This is a genomic window from Bacillus cereus group sp. BfR-BA-01383, assembly GCF_022663495.1.
In the GTDB taxonomy this organism is placed as follows: Bacteria; Bacillota; Bacilli; order Bacillales; family Bacillaceae_G; genus Bacillus_A; species Bacillus_A cereus_AU.
Window position 1 is genome coordinate 43,489 of the sequence record NZ_JAKUFP010000025.1, and the last position, 19,503, is coordinate 62,991.

A 19,503-nucleotide genomic window follows, 5' to 3' on the forward strand; every position below is an offset into this window, starting at 1 on the left:
AAAGGTATGAAGAAACCTGAATTGTTAGTAACGCCAAAAGCAGTGGCGGATATCGAATCTCTTGCAAAAGCAGGAGCAGATGCGGTAATGGTTGGTGAGCAAAAGTTTGGTTTACGCTTAGCAGGGGAATTTTCACGTGAAGATGTGAAACAAGCTGTGAATATTGCACATGAAAATGGTATGAAGGTATACGTAGCTATGAATGCGATGTTCCACAATGATAAGGTGGAAGAATTGACAGACTACGTTGCATTTTTAAACGAAGTAAATGTAGATGCAATTGTCTTCGGAGATCCAGCGGTATTAATGGCTGTTCGTGAAGTTGCACCAAACATGCAATTGCACTGGAATACAGAAACGACAGCAACAAACTGGTTTACTTGTAACTATTGGGGGCAAAGAGGTGCAAAACGCGCTGTATTAGCTCGCGAGCTTAGCTTAGATGAAATTGTTGAATTAAAAGAAAATGCTGAAGTAGAACTTGAAGTACAAATTCACGGTATGACTTGTATGTTCCAATCGAAGCGTTCATTAGTAGGAAACTATTTTGAGTATCAAGGGCGTAATCTCGACATCGAAAAGAAAAAGTATGAAGAGAATATGTTCTTACATGATCCAGAGCGTAATAATAAATACCCAATTTATGAAGATGAAAATGGTACTCACATTATGAGTCCGAACGATATTTGTTTCATTGATGAGTTAGAAGAACTAATCGATGCTGAAGTCGATAGCTTAAAAGTTGATGGGGTATTAAAAAGCTCTGAATACATTATTGAAGTTACGAAGAAATATCGTAAAGCAATTGATTTATGTGTAGAAGATCGTGATACGTATTATGACGTGAAAGAGGATTTATATAAAGAGATAGAAGAAATGCAACCGGTAAATCGTCCGTTAGATACAGGATTCTTCTTTAAAGAAACGGTTTACTAAACGAGGAGGGTGTAGGAAATGACTGTACAAGAAATTTCACGAGTGATCGATGGCAAACGCGTTATTGTGAAGAAACCTGAACTGTTAATCCCTGCGGGTAACTTAGAAAAATTAAAAGTAGCTATCCATTATGGGGCAGATGCTGTATATTTAGGTGGACAAGAATTTGGTCTTCGTTCGAATGCAGGTAACTTTACGCTGGAAGAAATGGCAGAAGGTGTTGAATTTGCAAAGAAATATGGAGCAAAAATATACGTAACAACAAATATCTTTGCACATAATGAAAATATGGACGGGCTAGAGGAATATTTAAAAGGGATTGAAAAAGCTGGCGTAACGGGAATTATCGTTGCTGATCCGCTTATTATTGAGACATGTAAACGTGTAGCACCTTCTGTTGAGGTGCATTTAAGTACACAACAATCACTATCCAACTGGAAAGCAGCACAGTATTGGAAAGAAGAAGGTTTACATCGTCTTGTATTAGCTCGTGAAGCAAGCTATGAAGAAATGAAAGAAATTAAAGAAAAAGTGGATATTGAAATTGAAGCATTCGTCCATGGTGCAATGTGCATTGCCTATTCAGGAAGATGTACATTAAGTAACCATATGACAGCGCGTGACTCTAACCGTGGTGGTTGTTGTCAATCTTGCCGCTGGGACTATGATTTAGTTCAAACAGTATCACAACATAAAGATGCAAAAGAGCTTCCTCTATTCCAAGAAGAAGATGCTCACTTTGCGATGAGTCCAAAAGATTTAAATTTAATTTTATCAATTCCGAAAATGATTGAAATTGGAATTGACAGCTTAAAAGTTGAAGGACGTATGAAATCTATCCATTACGTAGCGACTGTAGCAACTGTATATCGTAAAGTAATTGATGCGTATTGTGCGGATCCAGATAACTTTGAGTTTAAACAAGAATGGTTAGATGAGCTTGATAAATGTGCAAATCGTGATACAGCTCCGGCATTCTTTGAAGGGGTTCCAGGACATCAAGAGCAAATGTTTGGAAATCATAGTAAGAAAACAACGTATGATTTTGCTGGTTTAGTGTTAGATTATAATGAAGAAAAGGGCATCGTAACGATTGAGCAACGTAATCATTTCAAACCAGGACATGAAGTGGAGTTCTTTGGACCGGAAATAGAAAACTTTACGCAGACGGTGGAGAAAATTTGGGATGAGGATGGAAACGAATTAGATGCAGCGAGACATCCGTTGCAAATCGTGAAATTCAAAGTGGATCAACCAGTGTATGTGAATAATATGATGCGCAAAAGCATACTTCAATAAGAAAGAGTGATAGTCGAATGGGGACGAATAAGCCTGTTGTAATTGGAATTGCTGGTGGTTCGGGATCAGGTAAAACGAGTGTAACGAAAGCGATTTTTGACCATTTTAAAGGTCATTCTATTTTAATCTTAGAGCAAGATTATTATTACAAAGATCAAAGCCATTTACCAATGGAAGAGCGTTTAAAAACAAATTATGATCATCCGCTTGCGTTTGATAATGATCTGTTAATTGAACATTTGCAGCAGTTGCTTGCATATGAGCAAATTGATAAGCCTGTATATGACTATACATTGCATACGCGTTCGGAAGACATTATTCCAGTTGAGCCGAAAGATGTAATCATTTTAGAAGGAATTCTTATTTTAGAAGACCCACGTCTTTGTGAGTTAATGGACATTAAGCTATTCGTTGATACAGATGCGGATCTTCGTATCCTGCGCCGTATGCAGCGTGATATTAAAGAGCGTGGTCGTACGATGGATTCAGTTATTGATCAATACGTAAACGTTGTACGTCCAATGCACAATCAATTTATTGAGCCTTCTAAGAAATTTGCGGATATTATTATCCCTGAAGGTGGACAAAACCACGTTGCAATTGATATTATGGTGACAAAAATTGCAACAATTCTTGAACAAAAAGTAAATTTGTAATAGCATAGTAAAAGATATACGATAGGAAGGGATTTTTTCCCTTCCTATCGAATACAATGAAACATGCAACCTCATCTATATATAGGTGAGGGCATATTTATATCAACTCTCCATACATATCTTCTTTATATAAAGAAGAATTGGGAATCCGGGGTTGTATGTGACAACTCCGCTAGTACAGGCGTGCTAGAAACCTCCGCTACACATATAAGCGGGGGAGTTTTCATATGGAACTCCTCTTTTTTCAGGGGATTGGTATATAAAAGGAGTGGAAAATATGGCAATAGAAAAAACATACCCTATGACGCAAGAGGGTAAGCAAAAATTAGAGAACGAACTTGAGGATTTAAAAACAGTAAAACGTAAAGAGGTTGTAGAGCGCATTAAGATTGCACGTAGCTTCGGGGATCTTTCAGAGAACTCTGAGTACGATGCAGCGAAAGATGAGCAAGCATTCGTAGAAGGACGTATTACACAACTAGAAAACATGATCCGTAATGCGGTTATCATTGAAGACAATGGTGAAGAGTCTACAGTTGTAACATTAGGTAAAACAGTAACATTTAAAGAATTACCAGGTGGAGACGAAGAAGCTTACACAATTGTAGGTAGTGCAGAAGCAGATCCATTTGAAGGAAGAATTTCTAACGACTCTCCAATCGCAAAAAGCTTATTAGGTAAGCAAATTGGTGAGAAGGTAGCAATCCAAACACCAGGCGGAGAAATGCAAGTAGAGATTATCTCTGTAAAATAAAAAAAGATTCTCCCGATGGGAGAATCTTTTTTTATTTTATCTGTAGAATGAAAAACTTGTATGAACATTCGAACGCTTCGACAAGAAATGTCAAAAAATTTCTTTAAGCTTTGATATCATAATTAGGAACTATAGGTTTCAATGGGGAAAAGGGGCTAATTATGAAACATAAAATTTTTACAGGACTGGTTTGTAGTATATCCATATTAGGGCTCGTTGCATGTGGAACGAATGAGGAAGCTACATCATCAAAGGGCGAAAAAATAAAGCAAGAAGAAAAAAAGGATACTAGAGCAACTGAGAGTTCAAAAAGCGTAGAAAATCCACAAGATAAAAAGGAATTTGATGATTTTGATGTAGCGTATCAATTAGCTATTGTGATGAAATTATTTCAAAATGTAACAATTAAGTATGATTATGCGATTGGGAATCCAGATTATTTATTGCGAGATTCAATGGATCAAAAAACAATAGATGACATGAAGAATATGTTGCAAGAACAGGCGAAGAATAATGATAAAATTTTAAAGGATGAAGTGAATCAAGCCTATACATATTTAAAACAATCGAAAGTAAGTAATAAAGATGATATTCAAAAAATAATAGATGCAGAAAATAATTACTTACAAATTGTAGATAAGATGATTGCTTGTATTGATTCTGTAACAGTCGAGAATGCTAAAGAAAAAAGAAATGAAATGAATAATTTAAGTAAGGAATATTTAAAAGTAGCGGCTAACGTAACAACTACTGTAATTGAAGTTGCCAAAAGCACTGGAGTGAATGAAACAGAATTTAGATCGCTTCTTATGAACTTTCTAGAGAAGCCAAAGAATCAATAACAGCTTATATAATATCTTTTTTTGTTTTGTAGCTTGTATAAATAAAATAGTACCTCGTCTAAACTACAATAGACGAGGTGTTTTTTATGAGAATAAAACGGAGAATTACAATTGTTTTAATTGTTTTTATATGTGTCATGTTTTTATTACTTTGTCGTTTAATTCAAATACAAATTATAGATACAGAATCATTTACTGATCGTAAGATTAATTTAATTGAGAAAAGTGTTACGCAACGAACACAATCACTTACAGTAGATAATGGAAGAGGGCATTTTACAGATCGAAATGGTAAGGAAGTTGGTGAAGAGAAATATTCAGTTTTGATTGTTTTTCCATTTTTACAAATAAAAAATGGCATGTTAGAGAAAATTGCGCATATCATTGGTGTGTCAAGAGAAGAGATTGAAAACCAAATGAAAGATAAGAAAAATGCATTTATACTGCAAAGAGGAAACGGTCCATTTCGATTGGAACGAGAGCAGATGGAGAAGGTGAACCAATTAAATGTATTAGGGATTGTAGCAACTGACGTTCGATTAAAGCAAACTGGAGCGATGAATCATTTAATTGGAGATGTGGGGGAGAATGAGCAAGAATTTCAAAAGCGATATGGAGAAGTGAAAAAAATTTCGAAGCAAACGCCAATTGGTATTTCTGGATTACAGCAATCATTTGATGAATTTCTATTGACCGATGGAGAGGCAAAAGTATTGTATCAAGTGGATCGACAAGGAGAACCGATTTTTGGAAAACAAGCAAAATATACTTCACCCGGAAATCCATTTTATCCGGTTACGATTCAAACTACTTTACATAAAGAGTTGCAGCAAAAAGCAGAAGAGGTGATTGAAGCAAGTGAAATAAAGAAGGGAGGATTAGTATTACTTGATGTGAAGAAAAATGAAATTTTAGCGATGATCAGCAAACCATCTGTACAGGTGAAAGATGAGAGTATATATAAGACTACACTTGAAAATCAAATGTTAACACCACATTTCCCGGGCTCTGTTTTTAAAACAGTAGTTGCAGCGGCAGCAATTGATCAAAATATAAATGTGTTTAATCGTACATTTAATTGTAATAAAGATTTATATGGTGAAAACCGCCCGCAAGTTATGATGGGTACACTTAGTTTTAAAGAGAGCTTTGCTAGAAGCTGTAACAGGACATTTTCAGAGTTAGGTAACGAGCTAATACAAAAGGATAAGACGGTGCTAGAAACGTACGTAGAAGCTTTAGGGGCCGCTGGAAAGGTTGGTTGGAAAGGTTCGGTATTTCATACAGCTCGTTTTGAGCAAATACCAGAAGAGAAGAGTGCTATTATTTGGGAGAATGAAGTAAATAAGAATAGTAAAAAAGCGATAGCGCAAACAGCAATTGGACAGAAAGATGTACGGATATCACCTCTAGCGATTGCAAATATGATGGCGACGATTGCTAGAAATGGAGAAAAGATGGAAGTGAAAGCTGTTGAAAAAATAGTATATAAAAATGGAACGGATTATTTTACATTTGAAAACCATACATTAAATGGAAAACGGCTTTCGTATAAAACAGTGAAAACATTACAAGAGTTATTAAGAGGTGTTGTACTAGCGGAGAAAGGAACAGGAGCAGCATTCAGGTCCTTGCCACTAAGTGTCGCAGGAAAATCTGGGACAGCGCAAACAGGAAAAGGAACGAAAGTGAATCGCTGGTTTGCAGGTTATTTTCCATATGAAAATCCAAGATACGCTTTAGTTGTAGTTGATATAGAAACAGATAGTAACAAAAATGTAGTTACACCAGTTTTTACAGAACTGGTAGAAGCAATTCATAGATTAGAAAATGAACAGTAATCTTGCAATTATTTATGAAATGTTTTCATTTCGTGAAAATATTATTGTAAATGTTCAACCTTTCTAGATTTAATGTTACAATAGCAAATATGAAAAACTGCATGGAGGTTTGAAGAATGGCAGGAGGATCTAGATTTCAACAGAAACAACAAAAACGTCGTCAAAACGGTGTTTTAAATATTGCGATTGCTATTGTATTAGTAGCGGTAGCTATTGTAGCATATCAATTGTTTGTTCCTAATACGAAAGAACAAGCGTCTTCTAGTGATAAAAAAGTAGCTCAGCAAACAACAAAAGAGAATAAAGCTGAGAAAGCTAAAGGTAAAGAAGAGACGAAGAAGAACGAGCAAGAGAAGGCAGAGGCTAAGAAGGAAGAAGAAGAGAAACTAAAGGCTGAAGAAGAAAAGAAAAAAGCTGAAGAAGAAGCGAAAGCTAACGAGAAAGTACCAGCTGAAAAAACACAGCCAAAGGCAACAGATGCTTATACGAAATCTTCTTGGAAGCCAGTAGGTACAGAGCAAGGTGCAACACCTGCGATGACATTCCAAAAAGGCACAGCAGATTGGAATGAGATGAATCAAGCGATTTCAGCTGCAATTGACGTTCCGGTAGAGCAATTAGTTATTCATAGAATCGGAAATAACGGTAAGAATAAAGCTTACGGCAACGTACAAGATAAGCAATCAGGTAAAAAATATTATGTAAATATTGATTGGGTAGACAATGAAGGCTGGAAACCAGTACTTGTTCAAACTCTAAACTAAAAAAGAGAGGCTCTTATGAGCTTCTCTTTTTTAGTTAGCGTAATTTCTTTAATTTAAAATGAACAACCGCACTATAGTACGGTCTTTTGCTTTCAGAATCCATAACCATTTGATGCGAGATATGATGAACTTCAAGCATAAGTGCTTTATTATTATCGATTTGTTCACTAATTTTTCGTTCTAAAGAAGCTAAGTCCCCCGCTTCAAAAAATTCTACTTTATCTTCTAACATTTCAAAGGTAAATGACATGAAGACGACCCCTCTCCTATGTAATCACCTATAGTGTAACAAAGAAAAGAAGGAAATTCCATGTGCATTTCAATTGACATTTTTAGAAAGAGGGCATATTATACTGATAAAACCGATAAGAAAAAGGGGAATTTTTATGGGTACAGAATTTAATGGTTTATTTGATGAGTGGGCTCATACGTACGACTCATTCGTACAAGGCGAAGATATACAATATAAAGAGGTTTTCGCTCGTTATGAGGACATTTTAGAGGATGTAGTTAACAAGTCATTTGGTAATATATTAGAATTTGGTGTTGGTACTGGTAATTTAACAAATAAATTATTACTTGCTGGCCACACAGTTTACGGTATAGAACCGTCACGTGAAATGCGCATTATTGCTAAAGAGAAATTGCCAAAAGAGTTTTCCATTACAGAAGGTGATTTTCTTTCTTTTGAAGTTCCAAATTCAATTGATACCATTGTAAGCACCTATGCATTTCATCATTTAACAGATGAAGAAAAAGACGTAGCGATTGCGAAGTATAGTCAATTGCTAAACAAAGGTGGTAAAATAGTGTTTGCTGATACGATATTTACAGATCAAGATGCATATGATAAAACTGTCGAAGTAGCAAAACAAAGAGGGTTTCATCAGTTAGCAAACGATTTGCAAACAGAATACTATACACGTATTCCTATCATGCAATCTATTTTTGAAAACAATGGCTTCCATGTAACGTTTACGAGATTAAATCATTTCGTTTGGGTAATGGAGGCAACTAAGCAATAGAAAGAGGGATTAGATTGAGAATTGCTGTAATTGGAGCAATGGAAGAAGAAGTACGTATTTTACGTGACAAATTAGAACAAGCAGAAACAGAAACGGTTGCAGGTTGTGAATTTACGAAAGGGCTATTAGCAGGACATGAAGTAATCTTGTTAAAGTCTGGTATTGGTAAAGTAAATGCAGCGATGTCAACGACAATTTTATTAGAAAAATATAAGCCTGAAAAAGTAATTAATACTGGTTCAGCTGGTGGCTTCCACCATTCTCTAAACGTTGGTGATGTAGTTATTTCAACAGAAGTTCGTCACCATGACGTAGATGTAACAGCATTTAACTATGAGTATGGTCAAGTACCAGGAATGCCGCCTGGATTTAAAGCTGATGAGGCGCTAGTTGCATTAGCTGAAAAATGTATGCAAACTGAAGAAAACATTCAAGTTGTAAAAGGTATGATTGCAACAGGAGATTCATTTATGAGTGATCCGAACCGCGTTGCAGCAATCCGTGATAAATTTGAAGATCTTTATGCAGTAGAAATGGAAGCAGCAGCTGTTGCGCAAGTATGCCATCAATATGAAGTTCCGTTTGTAATCATTCGTGCACTTTCTGATATTGCTGGTAAAGAATCAAATGTTTCATTTGATCAATTTTTAGATCAAGCAGCTCTTCATTCTACAAACTTTATCGTAAAAGTACTAGAAGAGTTAAAGTAATGTAACAAAAAGGCAACTGTCTCATATAAAGAAAATACATACAGTTGCCTTTTCTTTATTGGCAAATAAGGGGGAGAACACGATGAATGTATATCGTGGAGTTCATGAGTTAATTGGTCATACACCAATTGTAGAAATTACTCGTTTTTCACTTCCAAAAGAGGTCCGTTTATTTGCAAAGCTTGAATTTTATAACCCAGGTGGAAGCGTTAAGGATCGTTTAGGAAGAGAATTAATCGAAGATGCGCTAGAAAAAGGGCTTGTTGCAGAGGGCGGAACAATTATTGAACCGACTGCTGGAAATACTGGCATTGGACTGGCACTTGCAGCGTTAGAACATGATTTACGCGTCATTGTATGTGTACCAGAGAAATTTAGTATTGAAAAACAAGAGTTAATGAAAGCGTTAGGTGCAACAGTTGTGCATACGCCGACTGAACAAGGAATGACCGGCGCGATCGCAAAGGCAAAAGAATTAGTAAAGGAAATACCGAATTCATACTCTCCAAGCCAATTTGCGAATGAAGCAAATCCTCGTGCTTATTTCAAAACACTAGGACCTGAACTTTGGTCGGCACTAAATGGGAAGATTAACATATTTGTTGCAGGGGCAGGAACTGGCGGTACGTTTATGGGAACTGCGTCTTATTTAAAAGAGCAAAATATTGATATTAAAACGGTTATTGTAGAACCAGAAGGATCTATTTTAAATGGTGGTAAAGCTGGGTCACATGAAACAGAAGGAATTGGTCTTGAATTCATCCCGCCATTTTTAAAAACATCTTATTTTGATGAAATTCATACAATTTCTGATCGAAATGCATTTTTACGCGTGAAAGAATTAGCGCAAAAAGAAGGTCTTCTCGTTGGGAGTTCTTCAGGAGCAGCATTTCATGCAAGCTTACTTGAGGCGGAGAAAGCGGCACCAGGTACAAATATTGTAACGATTTTTCCTGATAGTAGTGAGCGTTATTTAAGTAAAGACATATACAAAGGATGGGAATAAAAAATGAGAGCAAAGACAAAGTTAATTCATGGTATTCGCATAGGAGAACCATCAACTGGATCTGTAAACGTGCCAATCTATCAAACAAGTACGTATAAACAAGAAGCAGTTGGTAAGCATCAAGGATATGAATATTCACGTACAGGTAACCCTACACGTGCAGCTTTAGAAGAAATGATTGCTGTATTAGAAAACGGTCATGCTGGATTTGCATTTGGTTCAGGAATGGCTGCTATTACAGCGACAATTATGTTGTTCTCAAAAGGTGACCACGTCATTTTAACAGATGATGTTTATGGCGGAACGTATCGCGTTATTACGAAAGTATTAAACCGTTTCGGCATTGAGCATACATTTGTAGATACAACAAACCTAGAGGAAGTTGTAGAAGCGATTCGTCCAAATACGAAAGCGATTTATGTGGAAACACCAACGAACCCATTACTGAAAATTACTGATATTAAGAAAATATCTACTCTTGCTAAAGAGAAAGATTTATTAACAATTATTGATAACACATTCATGACGCCATATTGGCAGTCGCCGATTTCTTTAGGAGCAGATATTGTACTTCATAGTGCAACGAAATATTTAGGAGGTCATAGTGACGTAGTTGCAGGTTTAGTAGTTGTAAATAGCCCGCAACTAGCAGAAGACCTTCACTTTGTACAAAACTCGACAGGAGGTATTCTAGGGCCGCAAGATAGCTTCTTATTACTTCGCGGTTTAAAAACATTAGGAATTCGTATGGAAGAACATGAAACGAATTCACGTGCAATTGCTGAGTTTTTAAATAACCATCCAAAAGTAAATAAAGTATATTATCCAGGTCTTGAATCACATCAAAACCATGCATTAGCAACAGAACAAGCAAATGGATTTGGTGCCATTATCTCATTTGATGTAGATAGTGAAGAAACGTTAAATAACGTACTTGAGAAACTGCAATACTTCACACTTGCTGAAAGCTTAGGAGCAGTAGAAAGTTTAATTTCTATCCCATCTCAAATGACACATGCATCAATCCCAGCAGATCGCCGTAAAGAATTAGGAATTACAGATACATTAATTCGTATCTCTGTCGGTATTGAAGATGGTGAAGATTTAATGGAAGATTTAGCACAAGCGCTAGCATAGTAAAAAATGCACTGCCTATATTAGCGGTGCATTTTTATTACATTAATTTGTGAAACATTTCACAAATTAGACATACACAAACGAAATGATTTCATGTATATTGAATTCATGAAATATTATTCACGAATAAATTTGTGAAATATTTCACAAACAATGGGATTCATGTAGGAAGGTAACTCTATTTTTTTACGCTAATCGGGACTTATTATGACCTATAGGGACTTATAAAGACCGTGATAACAGAATAGGAGGAAATTTACATGGTAGTCAAAGAGAAAGTTGTAAATGGAATGCAAGAGGTAAAAGAGATGATTGATACGTTAGTAAATAACAGTCAAGAGGCTTTACAAGCATTAGAAAGTTTTACACAAGAGCAGATTGACAACATTGTTCATGAAATGGCACTAGCAGGTGTTGATCAACATATGCCATTGGCAAAATTGGCTGTTGAGGAAACGGGCCGTGGTGTATATGAAGACAAATGCATTAAAAATATTTTTGCTACTGAATATATTTGGCATAGTATAAAGAAAGATAAAACGGTAGGAATTATTCACGAAGATCCTCATGAAGAAATAATAGAAATTGCGGAACCTGTCGGTGTAGTAGCTGGGGTAACGCCAGTAACGAATCCAACGTCGACAACAATGTTTAAAGCGTTAATCGCGATAAAAACGAGAAATCCAATTATTTTCGCCTTTCATCCCTCCGCACAAAAGTGTTCCATTGCAGCGGCAAAAACAGTATATGATGCAGCGGTGAAAGCTGGTGCACCAAAGCATTGTATTCAATGGATTGAAAGACCGTCTGTTGAAGCGACAAAACAATTAATGAACCATGAAGGTGTTGCACTTGTTTTAGCAACTGGAGGAGCTGGTATGGTGAAATCAGCTTATTCTACTGGAAAACCAGCGCTAGGCGTCGGCCCTGGTAATGTACCATGTTATATAGAGAAATCAGCACATGTAAAACGAGCTGTTAATGATTTAATTTTATCGAAAACATTTGATAACGGTATGATTTGTGCATCGGAACAAGCAATCATTGTCGATAAGGAAATTTATGATGATATGAAAACAGAAATGATTGCAAACAATTGTTACTTTGTAACAGAGGAAGAGAGAAGAAAATTAGAAAAGCTAGTTATAAATGAAAATACATGTGCAGTAAATAGTGATATTGTAGGGAAATCCGCGCAGTATATTGCTGAATTAGTTGGGATTACGGTGCCTGAACATACAAAAATGCTTGTAGCTGAAATACAAGGTATCGGACCAGCGTATCCACTATCTCGTGAGAAACTGAGCCCAGTATTAGCTTGTATAAAAGCAAATTCATTAGAAGAAGGATTTACATATTGCGAAGAAATGTTGAACCTTGGTGGTTTAGGACATTCAGCAGTCATCCACTCTGCAAACAAAGAAGTGCAAAAACAATTTGGATTACGCATGAAAGCTTGCCGTCTCATTGTAAATGCACCTTCATCACAAGGTGGAATAGGAGAGATATATAATGGATTTATTCCATCACTTACGCTTGGCTGTGGATCCTACGGAAAAAACTCAGTTTCCCAAAACGTAACAGCGACACATTTATTAAATATAAAAAGGCTGGCAAATAGAAAAAAGAATATGCAGTGGTTCAAATTGCCACCAAAAATTTATTTTGAAAAACATGCTACAGCGTATTTAGCAAACATGCCTAACATTTCACGTGCATTTATTGTAACCGATCCAGGAATGGTTGAGCACGGATATGTAGATACAGTCACGCACTATTTACGTAAACATACAAATGATGTGAAAGTTGAAGTGTTCTTTGAGGTCGAGCCAGACCCATCAGATGAAACTGTTTTTAAAGGTGCGGAAATGATGAAAAGCTTTAAACCGGATGTAATTATCGCGCTTGGTGGCGGTTCAGCTATGGATGCAGCAAAAGGGATGTGGCTTTTCTATGAGCACCCAGAAACAACATTCTATGGCATTAAACAGAAGTTTTTAGATATAAGAAAACGTACATGTAAATATCCGAACTTAGGAAATAAAGCGCAATTTGTTGCCATTCCAACAACATCAGGGACAGGATCAGAAGTAACGCCATTTGCGGTTATTACAGATAAGAAAAATAATATAAAATATCCACTCGCGGATTATGAATTAACACCAGATGTAGCAATTGTTGATCCACAATTTGTAATGACAGTACCACCTCATGTAACAGCAGATACTGGTATGGACGTATTAACACATGCAATTGAGGCATATGTATCTGTTATGGCAAATGACTATACAGATGGGTTAGCATTAAAAGCCATTGATCTCGTATTTAAATATTTACCGAGAGCATTTAAAGATGGAAATGATGAAGAAGCACGAGAAAAAATGCATAACGCTTCTGCAATCGCAGGGATGGCATTTGCAAATGCTTTCCTAGGTATTAATCACAGTTTAGCACATAAAATTGGACCGGAATTCCATATTCCGCACGGACGCGCAAATGCCATTCTTATGCCGCATGTAGTCCGGTATAACGCTATTAAGCCAAGAAAACACGCATTGTTCCCAAAATATGAGCACTTTGTAGCAGATGAACGCTATGCACAGATTGCGAGAATGCTCGGGCTTCCAGCAAGTTCAGCGGCAGAAGGTGTGGAATCACTCGTCCAAGCAATTATTGTACTTGGAAAAAGCTTGAATATTAATATGAGTATTGCAGGGCAAGGAGTCGATAAAGAGCAATTTGAAGAGGTTGTTGGCATATTAGCAGAAAGAGCTTTTGAAGATCAATGTACAACAGCTAATCCAAAATTACCGCTCATTTCAGAACTGAAAGAAATTTATATGGAAGCGTATAAAGGTGTGTAATGGATATGAAAGAGTCGCTTCATTGCGACTCTTTTTCTTTTGGAAAACATCTCCCTCACTGGCTGTATTTACTTGTCTTTAAGTTTAATAGAATATGATACAGTGAAATGGAGGAGTGAGAATATAATGAAAGAATTGCAAGGAAAAATAGAAGATTATACTCGGTTCGGACAAATCCTTCTCGCTGTAAGTACATTGTTAATGGTTGGCTTATTGATTCCGAATGGAGCAAAAGAAACGATACAATCTTTCGTTATGATGGGCAGCATCGTTATATTTTTAAGTTTATCATTCTTTTTCTTTCAGCGTGTAAAAGTGATACGTAATCAGTTAGAGGAAAATGAATGTGAGTAATATTGGTAAATAGAGCGCTACGAAAAGAAAGAGTCTTTTTGTAGCGTTTTTTGTTTTTTATAGAAAATGTATGCGTTTTATATTGACAATGATAATCCTTATCAATTAAAGTAGAGTGGTAATTAATGATTATCATTATCAATTAGAGGTGAAAGAATGAAGAAATCTATTACGCTATTTACAGCGATTCTATCTATTTTTTTCTTATTAATAGGTTGCAGTGCCAAAGGAGACGAAAAAGCATCTGCAACAAAAACGGAAAAGGGAAAAGAGAAAATCGAAATTACCGACCTGTCAGGAAGAAAGGTAACATTCGATAAAACACCTGAAAGTTTTGCAACATTAAGTATGGGAGACATGGATATTATTCATGCTTTAGGTGGAAAAATAGTAGGTCGTCCGGATACGAAATTAACTCTTCCAGAGGAGTTAAAGAAAGCGCAAGTAATTGGGAATGCGCATCAACCGAATTTTGAACAAATTGCTAGCTTAAAGCCTGATGTACTTGTTGCTAACAATGGATTCCAAAAGAATGTTCCAACGGTTGAAGGACAAGGAACGAAAGTAATGATTTCTTCTGCGAATTCTGTACAAGAAATTCAAAAGAATATTGAACTATACGGAACAGTAATGAAGAAAGAGGATAAAGCAAAAGAACTTAATCAAAAAATTAATAATCAAATGAAGAAATATGAGAAAAAGAGCGATGTGAAAGCATTGCTAGTGTATGGCGCACCAGGTACTTATTTAGCAGCATTACCAACATCGTTATCAGGTGATATTTTAGAAAAAACAGGCGGGAAAAATATTGCAGCTGATTTTCCAGAAATGAAAGAATATCCGCAATATGCGCAGTTAAGTGTAGAACGCATTATTGAGGCGAATCCAGATGTGATTTATTTAATTACACATGGAGATCCAAATAGTGTGAAAAAGGCATTCGAAGGCGAAATGATGAAAAATGAAGCGTGGAAAAATTTAGACGCAGTAAAACAAAATCGCGTAGTGATTTTACCACCAGACTTATTTGGATCAAATCCAGGAACAAAAGTTACAGAAGCGATGGACTTTATGTATAAAAGTATACAAGATGTAAGGAAATGATAAGTATGGAGAGTAGTGAAGTAGTAAGAGAAAAGGAACATCCTTTTGCGAAAAAAAGATGGATCATAGCAGTTACTTTAGTTATATTAACGATTCTAAGTCTTTTTTACGGTCTTTTCGCAGGAAGTTTATCCTTTTCTTTACGAGATATTCTGGTAGGGATGCAAGATGAAAGTTCGACAGTTCATCGAATTGTATGGGATCTTCGTATACCGAGAGTACTTGTTGGGTTTATAGTAGGAACATGTTTAGCTGCATCTGGTGCATTACTGCAAGGGGTTATGAGAAACCCTCTCGCAGACCCTGGTATTATCGGGGTTTCATCTGGAGCGGGTCTTGTAGCAATTGTAATTATGATCCTATTTCCTCAGCATATGGCTTTTTTACCGCTAGGGGCGTTTTTAGGAGCTTTCATCACAGCGATGGTCATTTATGCTTTATCATGGCAAAAAGGGGCACCGCCTTCAAGAATCGTCTTAGTAGGTGTGTCAATCAATGCATTAATTGGTGCAGCAACTTCAGCATTAATGTTACTACATAGTGATAAAGTACAATCCGTATTACCGTGGTTAGCTGGTGGTATTGGTGGTGTAAGCTGGGCACATTTAAACATGATTATTTATTATGCAATATTCGCTATTATATTAGCCTTCTTTGGTATTAAGCATATTCGAGTATTAATGCTTGGAGATGAAATGGCGAAGTTATTAGGTCATAACGTGGAAAAAAGCCGATTTTATTTAATCGTAGTAAGCACATTATTAGCTGGAATAGCAGTTAGTGTTTCTGGACTTATTGGGTTTGTTGGTCTTGTTGTACCGCATATGCTACGTTTATTAGTCGGAAATGACTATAAATATTTGCTTCCATTATCATGCCTTGCCGGCGGGATATTACTTGTTTTCGCGGATGCGATAGCTCGAAGTTGGTTCGATCCAATCGAATTGCCTGTTGGTATTTTATTATCCTTCTTAGGTGGTCCGTTCTTCTTATATTTAATTCATAGAGGAGGAAAACAACGTGATTTCCGTTGAAAAAGTGTTTTACGCACATTCTGAAAGATTTCAAATGCAAAATATGAATGTACATATTAAAGCTGGGGAAGTCGTTAGTTTAATTGGACCGAATGGATCCGGGAAATCTACTTTGCTTCGTTTAATGGCAAGACTACTTAAACAAAGCGAAGGGGACATCATTTTAGATGGGAAAAATATTCATACGATGAAGAGTGCCGATGTAGCGAAGCAATTAGCGATGTTACCACAAATGCATGATCATCAATTAGATTTAACAGTGAAAGAATTAATCGAATTTGGAAGAGGACCCCACAAATCATGGAGCAGTCGCTTAAATAAAGAAGATGAAGAAATTGTTGATTGGGCATTGTCTGTTACAAATCTTGCAGGGTATGAATATCGTCTTTTACAGTCTTTGTCAGGAGGAGAAAGACAACGTGCTTGGATTGCAATGACGCTAGCACAACGTACAAATGTCTTATTGCTAGATGAACCAACAACCTTTTTGGATATCGTTCACCAGTTAGAAGTAATGGAACTTGTGAAACGATTAAACGAAGAGTTTGGTATGACAATTATAATGGTTTTACATGACATTAACCAAGCAGCTCAATATAGCGATCGTTTACTCGTATTAAAGCGAGGGCAGATTCAGTATGATGGTGTACCAGAAGAAGTGTTATGTCATGAAATGTTTCAACATGTATTTGGCATAGAAGTTGATATTTTTCAGGGAAGTGACAAGCCATTTTTTACACCGAAACGAATTTCTAAAAAAGGAGAAGCGAGATGCAAACAGAAGAACGTATTACCACTGAATTAGTAAGAGAATTTGTTATGGCGGCTCATGGGAATTTAGAAAAAGTACAGGAACTGTTGGCTGAATCACCAAGCCTACTTCATGCCTCTTATAATTGGGGTGGATCAGATTGGGAAAGTGCGTTAGGGGCATCGGCACATGTAGGACGTAAAGATATTGCTCTTTATTTACTGGAAAAGGGTGCTCGAATGGATATTTTTGCAGCATCTATGCTTGGAGAGTTAGAAGTTGTACAAGCGATTTTAGTAGCACAACCAGAAGCATTGCATGCATCTGGTCCTCACGGTATTTCTCTTCTTCAGCATGCACGAATGGGTGGGGAAGAATCTAAGCGTGTATATGATTACTTAGCGATACTTTCTTAATAAATGAAGGAAGTTCTTATGTGCGGTAAACTTTTCACTTTAATATAATTGAAAAGTTTACCGCCCGTTAGAACGGGATAAGTATCTAGTATATTTGAAAATCCTACACCCCCTCAATTGTAGTTTTCTTTATGCTAGTTATGATATGGATGCAGTAGACAATGTTTGTCTACTGCTTTTTTTATTTTAAATAGATTGAACATTCTATATTTTCGTTGGTTTATTTATAATAGAGAGTAACACTTATTATACATACAAAATATGATCGTGTAATAAAGAACAAAATGGTGGAAAGGAGTTTAAAAATGTTCCATACAGATCGCTTACAATTTCGTAAATATACAATAGATGATTTACAGTTCTACGCTTCGTTATGGGGGAATGAGAAGGTAATGCGTTATATTGGAAATGGAACGTTAAAAACATATATGCAATGTAAAAAAAGTTTGGAGGAGTGGGTACTTCCTAATTATAAAAATGGGCTTGGCTTATTTGTAATGATTGAAAAGGAAACGGGAATACGAATTGGTCATGCAGGATTAGTAAAGCAGAATATAGATGGAAAAGAGGAAATTGAAATTGGGTATTGGTTACTCCCGCAGTATTGGGGAAAAGGATATGCAAAAGAAGCAGCGGCAGCATTTCGAGACTACGGTTTCCAAGCATTACAAATGAATAAGTTAATTTCTCTTATTAACCCGAATCATCCCGCCTCGATATTTGTTGCTCGAAAAACAGGGCTCAGTTATGAGAAAACAACTTCATTTCATGGGATGGATGTTCTCGTTTATTCCATTAAGCGGGTTGGATGAAAAAAATATTTTTTAAAAGGTAAATTGCACCTTTTGAAGAATGGTATATAAAAATAAAGGGGGGATTAAATGTACATTTATCATAATGGATTGATTATTCGTGAGGGAACGAGTGGTGTACCAGCATATGCAATTAAAGCTTTGTTTGAAGATGCTGGTTGGAGCAATCATAATATCCCTTCTTGGCAAATTGAGAAATTTACGATAGCATTTGAAAATTCAACATGGGCTTTTACAATTTGGGATGAAGAAGAGATGATTGCTATGGTTAGAGTCATTTCTGATCAAATTATGGTCGCAAACATAGTAAATTTAGTTGTGAAGTGTGAGTATAGAGGGAAGGGATTGGGTAAGAAACTAGTCGCTCTTTGTTTACAAAAGCTGCCGCATGGTGACTGGTTTGCACATACATCTGCTAACAATTTTGATTTTTATAAAAGTTGTGGTTTTGAAGTGAGAGAGTTATCAAGAAATGGGACATGTGCGTACTATGGATATCAAGTTGCAAAAAGGGATGGTCATCGATAAATGAGCGAAAAGTAAAGGGAAATTACAGTTATTAGTATCTCTAATTCTTTTTGTAATAGAAAATGAATTCAGACTCATTTTATGATAAAATGAAAGAAAATTCTGTTTATTATTAGGGGGATAAAAATGAGTATTAAAGTTGGAGATGTATTTAAATATGAAAGAAGATTTACCGAGGAAGAAGTTTTCGAATTTGCAAATATTACAGGAGATAAAGGTAGACATCATATGGAATATGATGAGAATGGACAATTAATGGTTCATGGTTTATTGACCGCTAGCATTGGGACGAAAGTAGGCGAGGAGTTACATTACATAGCAAGAGAATTAGTAAGTGAGTTTATTAGACCAGTTTTTACAGGAGATACGATCACTTGTGAATTAACTTTAACAAATATTGAACAAATGGAAGGATATAAAAAAGTTTCAATTGAGTCAGTTTATCGAAATCAACATGAAAAGACTGTGTTAGTGGGGACAAGTTACGGGATAATACGAGAATAAAAAAAGAAGCCTGTTTGTGCAGTGACCCCACATCCATCAACTTAAGGATTTAGACTATTCTTAAAATTAAAAGCGCGTTACTATTCTCTTATGTTAATGAGAAAGGGTGACGTGCTTTTTATGAATATGCATCAAAAACAAGAGCTGTCTTTATTTGCCGAAGAGT

21 protein-coding genes are annotated in these 19,503 nt (G+C 36.1%); 20 read left to right on the forward strand and 1 reads right to left on the reverse strand.

Features of this window, described 5'->3' with window-relative positions:
• The first annotated feature begins 6 nt into the window (after positions 1–6).
• The 7 genes from MR065_RS19715 (at position 7) to MR065_RS19745 (ending at position 7,092) form a co-directional block, all read left to right on the forward strand.
• On the forward strand, positions 7–936 hold the full coding sequence (locus tag MR065_RS19715) for a peptidase U32 family protein (RefSeq protein ID WP_242214822.1): 930 nt from the start codon (positions 7–9) through the stop codon (positions 934–936).
• Between the two features lie 18 nt (positions 937–954).
• Positions 955–2,235, forward strand: a complete 1,281-nt coding sequence (locus tag MR065_RS19720) for a peptidase U32 family protein (RefSeq protein ID WP_242214823.1) — start codon at positions 955–957, stop codon at positions 2,233–2,235.
• A 17-nt stretch (positions 2,236–2,252) separates the two neighbouring features.
• A complete protein-coding gene (gene udk / locus MR065_RS19725) occupies positions 2,253–2,891 on the forward strand; it encodes a uridine kinase (protein WP_097905213.1) in 639 nt (212 codons plus the stop codon).
• Positions 2,892–3,168: 277 nt separating this feature from the next.
• On the forward strand, positions 3,169–3,645 hold the full coding sequence (greA, locus tag MR065_RS19730; RefSeq protein ID WP_097905214.1) for a transcription elongation factor GreA: 477 nt from the start codon (positions 3,169–3,171) through the stop codon (positions 3,643–3,645).
• A gap of 161 nt (positions 3,646–3,806) precedes the next feature.
• Complete coding sequence (locus MR065_RS19735) at positions 3,807–4,487, forward strand: hypothetical protein (RefSeq protein ID WP_242214824.1); 681 nt, start codon at positions 3,807–3,809, stop codon at positions 4,485–4,487.
• An 86-nt stretch (positions 4,488–4,573) separates the two neighbouring features.
• On the forward strand, positions 4,574–6,328 hold the full coding sequence (locus tag MR065_RS19740) for a peptidoglycan D,D-transpeptidase FtsI family protein (RefSeq protein WP_242214825.1): 1,755 nt from the start codon (positions 4,574–4,576) through the stop codon (positions 6,326–6,328).
• A gap of 116 nt (positions 6,329–6,444) precedes the next feature.
• Positions 6,445–7,092, forward strand: a complete 648-nt coding sequence (locus tag MR065_RS19745) for a YrrS family protein (protein WP_098989948.1) — start codon at positions 6,445–6,447, stop codon at positions 7,090–7,092.
• A 34-nt stretch (positions 7,093–7,126) separates the two neighbouring features.
• On the opposite strand, the gene MR065_RS19750 is transcribed toward MR065_RS19745, so the two are convergent.
• Positions 7,127–7,342 (reverse strand): YrzA family protein, encoded by a 216-nt coding sequence (locus MR065_RS19750; protein ID WP_000010986.1) that lies wholly within the window; start codon positions 7,340–7,342, stop codon positions 7,127–7,129.
• Between the two features lie 136 nt (positions 7,343–7,478).
• On the opposite strand from MR065_RS19750, the gene MR065_RS19755 reads away from it, so the two are divergent.
• The 13 genes from MR065_RS19755 (at position 7,479) to MR065_RS19815 (ending at position 19,337) form a co-directional block, all read left to right on the forward strand.
• A complete protein-coding gene (locus MR065_RS19755) occupies positions 7,479–8,117 on the forward strand; it encodes a class I SAM-dependent methyltransferase (protein ID WP_242214826.1) in 639 nt (212 codons plus the stop codon).
• A gap of 14 nt (positions 8,118–8,131) precedes the next feature.
• Positions 8,132–8,827, forward strand: coding sequence for a 5'-methylthioadenosine/S-adenosylhomocysteine nucleosidase (gene mtnN / locus MR065_RS19760; protein WP_071712933.1), 696 nt, complete (start codon positions 8,132–8,134; stop codon positions 8,825–8,827).
• An 82-nt stretch (positions 8,828–8,909) separates the two neighbouring features.
• On the forward strand, positions 8,910–9,833 hold the full coding sequence (locus tag MR065_RS19765) for an O-acetylserine dependent cystathionine beta-synthase (protein WP_242214827.1): 924 nt from the start codon (positions 8,910–8,912) through the stop codon (positions 9,831–9,833).
• Between the two features lie 3 nt (positions 9,834–9,836).
• The gene (locus MR065_RS19770) at positions 9,837–10,970 is read left to right on the forward strand and encodes a bifunctional cystathionine gamma-lyase/homocysteine desulfhydrase (RefSeq protein WP_097905220.1); all 1,134 of its coding nucleotides are present in this window, start codon (positions 9,837–9,839) and stop codon (positions 10,968–10,970) included.
• 260 nt (positions 10,971–11,230) lie between these two features.
• The gene (adhE, locus tag MR065_RS19775) at positions 11,231–13,834 is read left to right on the forward strand and encodes a bifunctional acetaldehyde-CoA/alcohol dehydrogenase (protein ID WP_242214828.1); all 2,604 of its coding nucleotides are present in this window, start codon (positions 11,231–11,233) and stop codon (positions 13,832–13,834) included.
• Between the two features lie 126 nt (positions 13,835–13,960).
• Positions 13,961–14,188, forward strand: a complete 228-nt coding sequence (locus tag MR065_RS19780; RefSeq protein WP_088230642.1) for a YrhC family protein — start codon at positions 13,961–13,963, stop codon at positions 14,186–14,188.
• 156 nt (positions 14,189–14,344) lie between these two features.
• The gene (locus MR065_RS19785; RefSeq protein ID WP_098268172.1) at positions 14,345–15,292 is read left to right on the forward strand and encodes an ABC transporter substrate-binding protein; all 948 of its coding nucleotides are present in this window, start codon (positions 14,345–14,347) and stop codon (positions 15,290–15,292) included.
• Between the two features lie 5 nt (positions 15,293–15,297).
• Positions 15,298–16,326, forward strand: a complete 1,029-nt coding sequence (locus MR065_RS19790) for a FecCD family ABC transporter permease (RefSeq protein WP_141436473.1) — start codon at positions 15,298–15,300, stop codon at positions 16,324–16,326.
• Positions 16,313–17,131, forward strand: coding sequence for an ABC transporter ATP-binding protein (locus MR065_RS19795; RefSeq protein WP_242214829.1), 819 nt, complete (start codon positions 16,313–16,315; stop codon positions 17,129–17,131). Before MR065_RS19790 ends, MR065_RS19795 begins: the two co-directional genes overlap by 14 nt.
• Positions 17,098–17,493: an ankyrin repeat domain-containing protein gene (locus MR065_RS19800; RefSeq protein WP_242214830.1), complete on the forward strand. Its 396-nt coding sequence runs from the start codon at positions 17,098–17,100 to the stop codon at positions 17,491–17,493. Before MR065_RS19795 ends, MR065_RS19800 begins: the two co-directional genes overlap by 34 nt.
• A gap of 284 nt (positions 17,494–17,777) precedes the next feature.
• Positions 17,778–18,305, forward strand: coding sequence for a GNAT family N-acetyltransferase (locus MR065_RS19805; RefSeq protein WP_242214831.1), 528 nt, complete (start codon positions 17,778–17,780; stop codon positions 18,303–18,305).
• A gap of 69 nt (positions 18,306–18,374) precedes the next feature.
• Positions 18,375–18,833 carry a GNAT family N-acetyltransferase gene (locus MR065_RS19810; RefSeq protein ID WP_097905226.1) on the forward strand — a complete coding sequence of 153 codons (459 nt, stop codon included), beginning with the start codon at positions 18,375–18,377 and terminating at the stop codon, positions 18,831–18,833.
• Positions 18,834–18,959: 126 nt separating this feature from the next.
• Positions 18,960–19,337 carry a MaoC/PaaZ C-terminal domain-containing protein gene (locus tag MR065_RS19815; RefSeq protein ID WP_097905227.1) on the forward strand — a complete coding sequence of 126 codons (378 nt, stop codon included), beginning with the start codon at positions 18,960–18,962 and terminating at the stop codon, positions 19,335–19,337.
• Positions 19,338–19,503 lie beyond the last annotated feature (166 nt).

What these genes read in the sequence shown, in the direction of transcription:
- MR065_RS19780 (WP_088230642.1), top strand. Translation starts at nt 13,961, where the DNA reads ATGAAAGAATTGCAAGGAAAAATAGAAGATTATACTCGGTTCGGACAA.
- MR065_RS19740 (WP_242214825.1), top strand. Translation starts at nt 4,574, where the DNA reads ATGAGAATAAAACGGAGAATTACAATTGTTTTAATTGTTTTTATATGT.
- MR065_RS19815 (WP_097905227.1), top strand. Translation starts at nt 18,960, where the DNA reads ATGAGTATTAAAGTTGGAGATGTATTTAAATATGAAAGAAGATTTACC.
- MR065_RS19770 (WP_097905220.1), top strand. Translation starts at nt 9,837, where the DNA reads ATGAGAGCAAAGACAAAGTTAATTCATGGTATTCGCATAGGAGAACCA.
- MR065_RS19805 (WP_242214831.1), top strand. Translation starts at nt 17,778, where the DNA reads ATGGTGGAAAGGAGTTTAAAAATGTTCCATACAGATCGCTTACAATTT.
- MR065_RS19715 (WP_242214822.1), top strand. Translation starts at nt 7, where the DNA reads ATGAAGAAACCTGAATTGTTAGTAACGCCAAAAGCAGTGGCGGATATC.
- MR065_RS19765 (WP_242214827.1), top strand. Translation starts at nt 8,910, where the DNA reads ATGAATGTATATCGTGGAGTTCATGAGTTAATTGGTCATACACCAATT.
- adhE (WP_242214828.1), top strand. Translation starts at nt 11,231, where the DNA reads ATGGTAGTCAAAGAGAAAGTTGTAAATGGAATGCAAGAGGTAAAAGAG.
- MR065_RS19745 (WP_098989948.1), top strand. Translation starts at nt 6,445, where the DNA reads ATGGCAGGAGGATCTAGATTTCAACAGAAACAACAAAAACGTCGTCAA.
- MR065_RS19735 (WP_242214824.1), top strand. Translation starts at nt 3,807, where the DNA reads ATGAAACATAAAATTTTTACAGGACTGGTTTGTAGTATATCCATATTA.
- greA (WP_097905214.1), top strand. Translation starts at nt 3,169, where the DNA reads ATGGCAATAGAAAAAACATACCCTATGACGCAAGAGGGTAAGCAAAAA.
- MR065_RS19790 (WP_141436473.1), top strand. Translation starts at nt 15,298, where the DNA reads ATGGAGAGTAGTGAAGTAGTAAGAGAAAAGGAACATCCTTTTGCGAAA.
- MR065_RS19720 (WP_242214823.1), top strand. Translation starts at nt 955, where the DNA reads ATGACTGTACAAGAAATTTCACGAGTGATCGATGGCAAACGCGTTATT.
- MR065_RS19800 (WP_242214830.1), top strand. Translation starts at nt 17,098, where the DNA reads ATGCAAACAGAAGAACGTATTACCACTGAATTAGTAAGAGAATTTGTT.
- MR065_RS19785 (WP_098268172.1), top strand. Translation starts at nt 14,345, where the DNA reads ATGAAGAAATCTATTACGCTATTTACAGCGATTCTATCTATTTTTTTC.
- MR065_RS19750 (WP_000010986.1), bottom strand. Translation starts at nt 7,342, where the DNA reads ATGTCATTTACCTTTGAAATGTTAGAAGATAAAGTAGAATTTTTTGAA.
- udk (WP_097905213.1), top strand. Translation starts at nt 2,253, where the DNA reads ATGGGGACGAATAAGCCTGTTGTAATTGGAATTGCTGGTGGTTCGGGA.
- MR065_RS19810 (WP_097905226.1), top strand. Translation starts at nt 18,375, where the DNA reads ATGTACATTTATCATAATGGATTGATTATTCGTGAGGGAACGAGTGGT.
- MR065_RS19755 (WP_242214826.1), top strand. Translation starts at nt 7,479, where the DNA reads ATGGGTACAGAATTTAATGGTTTATTTGATGAGTGGGCTCATACGTAC.